The 7913-nt window shown below is 63.0% G+C and carries 6 protein-coding genes; 2 read left to right on the top strand and 4 right to left on the bottom strand.

Features of this window, described 5'->3' with window-relative positions:
• Nucleotides 1–151 precede the first annotated feature (151 nt).
• Nucleotides 152–1927 carry a formate--tetrahydrofolate ligase gene (locus Q0K00_RS10680; protein ID WP_297229370.1) on the bottom strand — a complete coding sequence of 592 codons (1776 nt, stop codon included), beginning with the start codon at nt 1925–1927 and terminating at the stop codon, nt 152–154.
• Between the two features lie 73 nt (nt 1928–2000).
• The gene (locus tag Q0K00_RS10675; protein ID WP_297229368.1) at nt 2001–2507 is read right to left on the bottom strand and encodes a hypothetical protein; all 507 of its coding nucleotides are present in this window, start codon (nt 2505–2507) and stop codon (nt 2001–2003) included.
• A 136-nt stretch (nt 2508–2643) separates the two neighbouring features.
• On the opposite strand from Q0K00_RS10675, the gene Q0K00_RS10670 reads away from it, so the two are divergent.
• Complete coding sequence (locus Q0K00_RS10670) at nt 2644–3069, top strand: hypothetical protein (protein WP_297229366.1); 426 nt, start codon at nt 2644–2646, stop codon at nt 3067–3069.
• Between the two features lie 163 nt (nt 3070–3232).
• Here the strand turns inward: Q0K00_RS10670 and bioA are convergent, their stop codons facing one another.
• Nucleotides 3233–5338, bottom strand: coding sequence for an adenosylmethionine--8-amino-7-oxononanoate transaminase (gene bioA / locus Q0K00_RS10665; RefSeq protein WP_297229364.1), 2106 nt, complete (start codon nt 5336–5338; stop codon nt 3233–3235).
• Complete coding sequence (gene bioB / locus Q0K00_RS10660) at nt 5335–6303, bottom strand: biotin synthase BioB (RefSeq protein WP_297229362.1); 969 nt, start codon at nt 6301–6303, stop codon at nt 5335–5337. The genes bioA and bioB overlap by 4 nt, the downstream gene beginning before the upstream one ends.
• Nucleotides 6304–6842: 539 nt before the next feature.
• On the opposite strand from bioB, the gene Q0K00_RS10655 reads away from it, so the two are divergent.
• Nucleotides 6843–7547, top strand: coding sequence for a Crp/Fnr family transcriptional regulator (locus Q0K00_RS10655; protein ID WP_297229361.1), 705 nt, complete (start codon nt 6843–6845; stop codon nt 7545–7547).
• The last annotated feature ends 366 nt before the right edge of the window (nt 7548–7913 follow it).

The raw sequence follows: 7913 nt of genomic DNA, 5'->3' as shown, positions 1-7913 counted from the left end.
TCTAGAGCGGATTCGCATTGAAATCGTGTCCAATCTCAATGCTGACGCTGCCCTCACACTACGGAAAAAGCGTGGTTCTTCCGTGTGTTCGGTTGCGGGTAGTCGCTCTCGCGACTACCAGAGCAATCCACATTTTCAATGTGGAATTGCTCTAAAACAGGCCGATGACCTGCCCGGTCTCCACGTCCACGTCCACCTTGCGGAAGGCGGGACGCGAGCCGGTACCGGGCATGAGGCTGATGTCCCCGGCCACGGGGACGACCAGTCCCGCGCCACCGTAGAACAGGACGTCACGCACCTTGAGCCGCCAGCCGCGCGGAGCTCCCTTGCGGCTGGGGTCATCGGAAAGGGAATACTGGGTCTTGACCATGCAGATGCCCAGCTCGGCGGCGTCCGGCCGTTCCTGCAGTTCCGCCAGACGGCGGGCCGCGTCCGGGGCATAGTCCACGCCGTCCGCGCCGTAGACCTGGGTGGCGATACGCTCCACCCGCTCGGCAAAGGGCAGGGACCAGTCGTACAGGGGCGTAAATTCATTCTTTTCATTGCAGGCATCCAGCACGGCATCAGCCAGCTCCAGCGCGCCATCGCCACCCTTGCCCCAGTGCTGCGAGACGGCCACCCGTGCGCCCGCGGCCTCGCAGGCCCGCCGCACAGCGGCGATCTCCTCCGCCGTATCCGAGGCAAAGGCATTGATGCAGACCACCGGCGATACCCCGGCCCGCCGCACGATGCCGATGTGGTGCAGCAGATTGGCGCAACCAGCCTCCACCAGCCCCACGTCTTCACGTGTGTAGGCGTCGGGCAGGGCGCGGCCCGGCATGGGCTGCGGCGCGCCGCCATGATTCTTGAGGGCGCGGATGGTGGCCACGATGACGGCCGCATCCGGCACGAGACCGCTGATGTGGCACTTGACGTTCCAGAATTTTTCAAAGCCGATCTCCGCGCCGAAGCCGGATTCCGTCACATGGATGTCGCTCAGCTTGAGGGCCACACGGTCGGCAATGATGGAGCTTTGTCCCAGGGCGATGTTGGCAAAAGGCCCCGCATGTACCAGCACGGGCTGGCCTTCGATGGTCTGGATGAGGTTGGGCTTGGCGGCATCCACCAGCCAGGCGGTCATGGCCCCGGCAACTTCCAGATCCGCCGCCGTGACGGGATTGCCGTCACGGTCGCGTGCCAGCACCATGCGGGCGAGGCGGGCCCGCAGGTCGGCCAGGTCCCGCGCCACGGAAAGGATGGACATGACTTCCGAGGCGGCCGTGATGTCAAAGCGGGAACGCATCATGAAGCCGTCGTTGCGGCGGCCGTTGCCCTCCATGCCGATGATGATGTTGCGCAGGGACTGGGCGCAGAAGTCCATGGCCCAGCCCATGTCCACACGGGTGGGGTCGATGTTGAGGCGCCGCATACCGGACAGTCGGGCCAGAGTCGCGTCATCGTAGTTGCGTTCATGCTGCATACGCGCGGTCAGCGCCGTCATGGCCAGATTGTGCGCCGCGGTCACGGCGTGCATATCTCCGGTGAAGTTGAGCGAATACGGGGTCAGCGGGATGCACTGGGCCAGCCCGCCCCCGGCGGCGGAGCCCTTCATGCCCATGGTCGGACCGCCGGACGGCTGACGGATGGCGGCCGAGGAGCGCTGTCCGCGTTTGGCAAGGCCCTGCACCAGACCGATGGTCGTGGTGGATTTCCCTTCTCCGAGCGGCGTGGGCGTGATGGCCGTGACGTCAACATACTTGCCGTTGGGGCGGTTCGCCAGCCGCCGGAGCACGGCGTGCTGCTCGATTTTTGCCATGTAGTGCCCGTAGGCCAGCACTTCTTCCGGCAGAAGGCCGAATTCCTGTGCCACGGTCCCGATGGGCTTCATGCGAGTTTCCGCATCCTGAGCGATTTCCCAGTCAGGATGTTGGGTAGGATCAAGAACCATAGGCAGCGCCTCCTTTGCTGGAAGTGTTCATGAAAATCTTTTTTGCCGGTGGCGAAGGCTCCACATGCGATGCTCAGGCATCCGTATGCTCTTGCTCGTTCCCGCCGTGGACGCGCCGCCGCATCCATTGCGCGCAGGGTGCCGCCGCGACATACAGACAGGAAAATATCCCCCAAACGACAGGAAACATCAGCGCAAGCGAGGCAAGAAACTCCTGAATGTCCGTCGTGCGGTTATACTCTTCAGGCGGAGACAGCACAAAGCGGCAGAAATCCCCCGGCGACATGCTGAAATTTTCCGCAGACAAAAAAGACAGCAGAAAGACAAAGAGAAAAAAGAGGGAGGCATGCAGCGCATTCAGCCACGGTTTCTTTTCAGCGGCAAGAAAAAGGGCAAGTGCGGTATAACCGTACAGCACAACGCCGGACGACAGGCATTGCGGCGGATACAGTGCATCCGTCAGGAGAAACGGCATGGCCGCATAGCCTGTCGCCAGCGCCACGCGGTGCAGGATGGTCGCCGTCCGCATGCTGTTTCCTTGTCTCTTGCCGTTTGCAGAGCGTAAATTGACTCCCATCATAATTTTATCCGTTTCGTCGCCTTGACGAAAGCAGATGAGGAAGTTTATCTCGCGGGTGAACTGGAGGACGACATCATAGATATGGTGTCCCTTCCCTTTTGCCTTGCAGACGGAACTTTTACGGGAGCCCTGCCCTATGGCCTCAGTCCTCCGGCCTGCCGCCATGCCTTCCCCTTTCGACAATGCCCTGTGCTGTGAACGGCGTCAGGGCCGCCTGCATCTGCGGCTCGATCTGCTGCCGCAGGGGCGGGACTGGCTGGCCCTGCTGCGCGGCGGCGCGGCGCACATCGGCGCAACGGCGCTGGCTCTGTCGCCGCGGGAACGCGCGGCCGGTGAGGAGGCCGCACAGTCCATCGGCCGTCCCGGACATCGGGAGGACGAACTTGCCCGGCAGGTTGCCGCACGGCTCGCTCAGGCCGCCGGGTGCGCCGTCTGCTGCTGCGCGGGCATCCATTATGAGGCCATCACGCCCGAAGAGATCCGGCACGTCCTGTGCCTTGTGGACGAGCTGACCGATGAGGCCGCCCGCCATCTGCGACAGCGGATACAAGACGGGACTTGATGCTCCTTGGTGCCCGCTCATGCAAATGCGCCGCCTGCCCCCGGTGCACCGACCTCGCAACTGTATTCCGCTATAGCTGTTCCGGTGACTGCTTATCGTATGGAAAGCAGGAATGTCCGACAGAAACGGCTTGCTCCTGCCAGGGTGTGTTGACACTCTACATCTAGTTCGGCAAATGCACGCCCTGCCGTACGGCATCGCCTACCGCGTCGCACAGACGGGCAAGGTCTTCCGGCGGCGTCACATAGGGCGGCATAAGGTAGATCAGGCGCGCAAAGGGCCGTATCCAGACGCCACGCTCCACAAAAAAAGCCTGCAGCAGAGCCACGGGGACCGGTTCCGTCGTTTCCACCACTCCAATACCGCCCAGGACACGCACGTCGGCCACGCCCGGCAGGCCCGTACAGGGAGCCAGCCCCTGACGCAATCCCTGTTCGAGCTGCTGTACCCGCTTCTGCCAGTCCTCTTCCTCCAGCAGGCGCAGACTGGCCAGCGCCACGGCACAGGCCAGCGGATTGCCCATGTAGGTCGGACCGTGCATGAAAACGTTCCCGTCCCGGCAAATGCCGTCCGCCACCTGTTCGGTGCAGACGGTGGCGGCCAGGGTCAGGACGCCGCCGGTAAGCGCCTTGCCGCAGCAGAGGATGTCCGGAGTGACCCCCGCCCGTTCAGCGGCGAACAGGGTCCCCGTACGCCCGAAGCCCGTGGCGATCTCGTCAAAGATGAGCAGGGCTCCGGCCTCGCGGCAAAGCTGCACCAGTCCCTGGAGGTAGTCGGGATGATAGAACCACATCCCCCCAGCCCCCTGCACCACCGGCTCCAGGATGACCGCCGCCACCTCGTGCCCATGCTCGGCCAGCTTACGCCGGGCATCGTCCAGGCTGGCGGGATCAAAGGGCTGGTCAAAGCGGCAGCGGGGCCGTTCCATGAAAAGTTGTTGCGGCAGCATACGCGCAAAGAGGCTGTGCATACCGGTGACCGGATCGCACACGCTCATGGCCCCTGTGGTGTCGCCGTGATAGCCGCCGCGCGGCGTCAGGAAGCGGGTACGCTGCGTTTGTCCGATGCCCTGCTGGTATTGCAGGGCCATTTTCAGGGCCACTTCCACGGCAACGGAGCCGGAATCCGCCGGAAAGACCCGCTTCAGCCCTCGCGGCAGCATGTCGAGAAGGCGCTCGGCCAGCTCCACGGCGGGCGCGTGGGTCAGGCCGCCGAACATGACGTGCGGCATACGTCCGGCCTGCGCCCGCAGGGCGGCCAGCAGACGCGGATGGTTGTAACCGTGCACCGCCGCCCACCAGGACGACATGCCATCCACGAGTTCCCGGCCATCCGCCAGCATCAGCCGGTTATGGTGGCTGCGTTGCGCCACAAAGACCGGCAGCGGCTCTATCGTCGAGGTATAGGGATGCCAGAGCACCTTCTTGTCCCGCCGCACCAGCGCTTCCGCCGTATTCGACGGCGTGCGCAGCAGTGCGGCCAGGGCCTGCGCCACGGGCCGGACGGCCTGCGCCAGCCGTTCCCAGCCTGCGTTGTCCAGCCGCACCCACGGCAGCACGGCCACGGGGATGCCCTCGGCTTCCAGCCGGGCCCGCAGCCAGTGTTCGTTATCGGCCAGAATGGCCCGCGTCGCCTCGTCCGGCGTCGTGAGAGCATCCGGAGGCTGCATGAGCACGAGTCCCGCGGTCGTAAGCCCTCTGTCCCGCACCGCATCGAGAGTGAGGCGCGCCAGATTGAGCGCTCCCAGCCCGTTGCGTGCAACGATGACCACCGGCGCGGCCAGCGCGGCCATGAGATCGAGCGTATCTTCCCGCTCATTGAAAGGGACGCGCAGCCCGCCCGCCCCTTCCAGCAGCACGGCGCACGGTCCGTCTCCGGTATGTGCGGCCATGAGCGTGCGCCAGTGCGCTTCGATATCCTGCCGCAGACCGGCAACCGTAAGCTGTATGTCCTCACGGGCGGCCGCCAGATGCGGCGAGGCAGGTAGCCGAAAACTGTGCAGTGTGGCCGCGGGCGGCAACGGATCCGGCGGCATGTCGGCTACGGCCTGCGCGTAGCAGGCGGCATCGCCTTCGCGAGCGGCATCCTCCACGCCCGTCTGCACGGGTTTGACGGCTTGCACCGCCAGTCCGGCCTGCCGCAGGGCCCGCAACAGTGCGGCTGTGGCCACGCTCTTGCCCACGTCCGTTCCTGTCCCGCTCACAAAGACGGCCGCATCGGCCAGCGCTCGGCGCGGACGGGCGGGATCGGTCATGTCCAAAACGGTCATGGCTGCGCGACCTCCAGACCGGCCGCGGCGATCATGGCGCAATCCTGCTCCACGGCGCAGCCGTGCGTGGTCAGATAATCGCCGGTCATGAGGGCATTGGCTCCGGCGCGGAAGATCTCCTTCTGACGGTCGCCCAGTGTTTCCGGGCGGCCGCCGCAGATACGGAGCGTCGTATCGGGCAGGATATGCCGGAACAGCGCAATGATGCGCAGGGCCTCGTCGGCCGCCAGCGGTGTCCTGTCCCCAAGGGGCGTCTGCGGATGGGGATGCAGGAAATTGATGGGCACACTGTCGACGCCAAGCTCGCGCAGGCTGAAAGCAAGCTCGATGCGGTCTTCCCAGCTTTCGCCCAGACCGAACAGGCCGCCCGTACAGACCGACAGACCGGCTGCCCGCACATGCTGCGCGGTGGCATAGCGCTGTTCCCAGTTCTGGGTGGTGCATATCTGTGGATAAAAATTGCGCGAAGTCTCCAAATTGTGGTGGAAACGCCGCACGCCTTCACGAGCAAGCGTCTGGAGCGCTGCGGGAGCAAGACGACCGAAAGAAGTACAGACGCGGCGACGCACTGTCTCCGGCAGCTGGCGCAGCACATCGAGGACCTGATCCAGTTCGTCCTGCTGCAAGGCGCCTCCGCTGGTCACGATGCCGATGTGTCGCACGGGCCAGCGGGCCATATCCAGGATGCGCCGGCGCAGGACCGCCGCCTCCAGCAGGGGAAATGTGGTGATGGGGGTTTGGTTATGGCGGCTTTGCGAGCAGAAGCGGCAGTCCATGCCGCAATTCCCGCTGCGGGCATTGATGATGCCGCACAGAGAGATGCGCTTGCCGAACGCAGCTTGCCGCAAGCGCTCGGCTCCGTCAAAAAGGCACGCATCCGGCAAGGACAGCAAATCACGCGCCTGTTGCGGCGTCGTCACAGCGGCAGGCGATGGGGAAGAGACAGCGGGAGAAAGATGTGGCATATTCGTATCGGTACAGATGAGACAGTGGCAGGATCAACACCCAGTTTTCGTACGTCATGCCATCTCTTTTGGCAAGAACGGAAGGCGTGCCCCGTTTGAGGACATGCGCTGCGGGGCATCGTTCCAGGTGCATTTTCCGTTTGGAGCGCTCTGCGTTCCAAACCATACGGCCTGACGTTTCGCGGGAAAAAAACGCGGTTTTTCCTCTTGGTTTGGGCCGGGCGCGTTGTGCCGCCGCCTCGCGTTTTGTTTTTTCAATGGGAAAACGTTTCGGGCCTGTTAACACTATTCCCCGCCTTTCCGCAACGAAGTGAGAAAAGGCGTTCTCGTCATTCTTCCCCCACGCCCTCCATCTCTTCCCCAGCGATCTTTTACCGGGGAAGCGTCAGGGACGTGGAGGCGACTCCGCCCCAAAGGCAAGTGGAGCGTGTATAGTTTGTTTTTTGTTTTATCTGTTGAGATTATTTGTAAAATTTGTGTTGACAGCCTCGAGCCGCAGTACGGATATCGCACGCAACAGCGACAAGAAGGAAGGTTCCATGTCCCGGCCTGCTTTTGAAGAAGATGCCTCGCCCTTCGCTGCCACTCTCGCCCGCACCGGTCGCATCGTCGGACTTAATCCGTGTTGGGAAGACGTGCTGCATCTGGCCACACGGCGCGACTTTGAAAAAGATGCCGTCATCCCGCATACCCGCTGGCGCGGCATGTACTATCTCTCCCGCGGATCCGTCGCCATTGCGTATGTCGCCGCCTGTGGACGCGAACGGCTGACCCTGCGGGTGGGACCAGGCTGCTTGTTCAATGAGGCACGCACGGTCTCCAGCTATGAGCCGGGGGTGGTCTTTCAATGTCTTGAGCCTTCGGTGATCTGGCGTTTCCCGGAGGGCTTGCTTCAGGATGAGGCTTTCCTGTCCGCGCATCCGAAGCAGGTGGCCAGTCTGCTGCATTCCATGGGTATCAAGATCCTCATCCATTACACCTTCCTGGCCGATATGGGCACGGGCAGTCGGGAGTCCCATGTCTGTCGCTTTATCCTCAACCTCTCGCGGCAGAACGGCAATGCTCTGCGCTTTTCGTGTCCCATGCGGCAGCAGGATGTGGCTGCCCTGCTCGGCATCCATCGGGCGACGCTTGCCCGCATCCTGCGCCGTCTCCGGGACAAGGGCATCATCGGCGCTTTTTCCTGCAAGGAGGTCGTCATCCATGATCTCCGGCGGCTGGAAGAACTGGCCCTGAACGATTAGGGCCTGTTAACACTCTTTACTCTGTTTGGGGGAAGGGGACCCCCCTCGCTCTGCTGTCGATGCCTGTAAGGCTCCTTTGTCGCCCAACAGGCACGGCCCGCGGGCCGCCCGCTGGGCGCTGCCGGCGCTGGAAGGGGGCCCCTTCCCTCCAAGCCCTCCCATCCCATCCCCAGCGCGCTTTTACCGGGAGAAAAATCAGGTACGCGAGTCGACCCTGCCCAAAGACAAATGAGCGTGAACGGTTTTTTGTATTATTTATTTGAATTATTTGTAAATTTGTATTAACAGGCCCTAGGGTCAGGACTCATTATTTCCATACGCTTCAAAAAAGAGTAGGTATGGAGACGGAGGTTACCATGTCTACTC

It is taken from the genome of uncultured Desulfovibrio sp. (genome assembly GCF_944327235.1).
GTDB lineage: Bacteria > Desulfobacterota > Desulfovibrionia > Desulfovibrionales > Desulfovibrionaceae > Desulfovibrio.
Note: the sequence above shows the minus strand (reverse complement) of the source record. Positions and strands in the feature narration are given on the sequence as shown.

Bases quoted from the DNA above. Each gene is read 5' to 3' on its own strand.
- Q0K00_RS10670 (WP_297229366.1), top strand. From the start codon at position 2,644: ATGGCCTCAGTCCTCCGGCCTGCCGCCATGCCTTCCCCTTTCGACAAT.
- Q0K00_RS10675 (WP_297229368.1), bottom strand. From the start codon at position 2,507: ATGATGGGAGTCAATTTACGCTCTGCAAACGGCAAGAGACAAGGAAAC.
- Q0K00_RS10680 (WP_297229370.1), bottom strand. From the start codon at position 1,927: ATGGTTCTTGATCCTACCCAACATCCTGACTGGGAAATCGCTCAGGAT.
- bioB (WP_297229362.1), bottom strand. From the start codon at position 6,303: ATGCCACATCTTTCTCCCGCTGTCTCTTCCCCATCGCCTGCCGCTGTG.
- bioA (WP_297229364.1), bottom strand. From the start codon at position 5,338: ATGACCGTTTTGGACATGACCGATCCCGCCCGTCCGCGCCGAGCGCTG.
- Q0K00_RS10655 (WP_297229361.1), top strand. From the start codon at position 6,843: ATGTCCCGGCCTGCTTTTGAAGAAGATGCCTCGCCCTTCGCTGCCACT.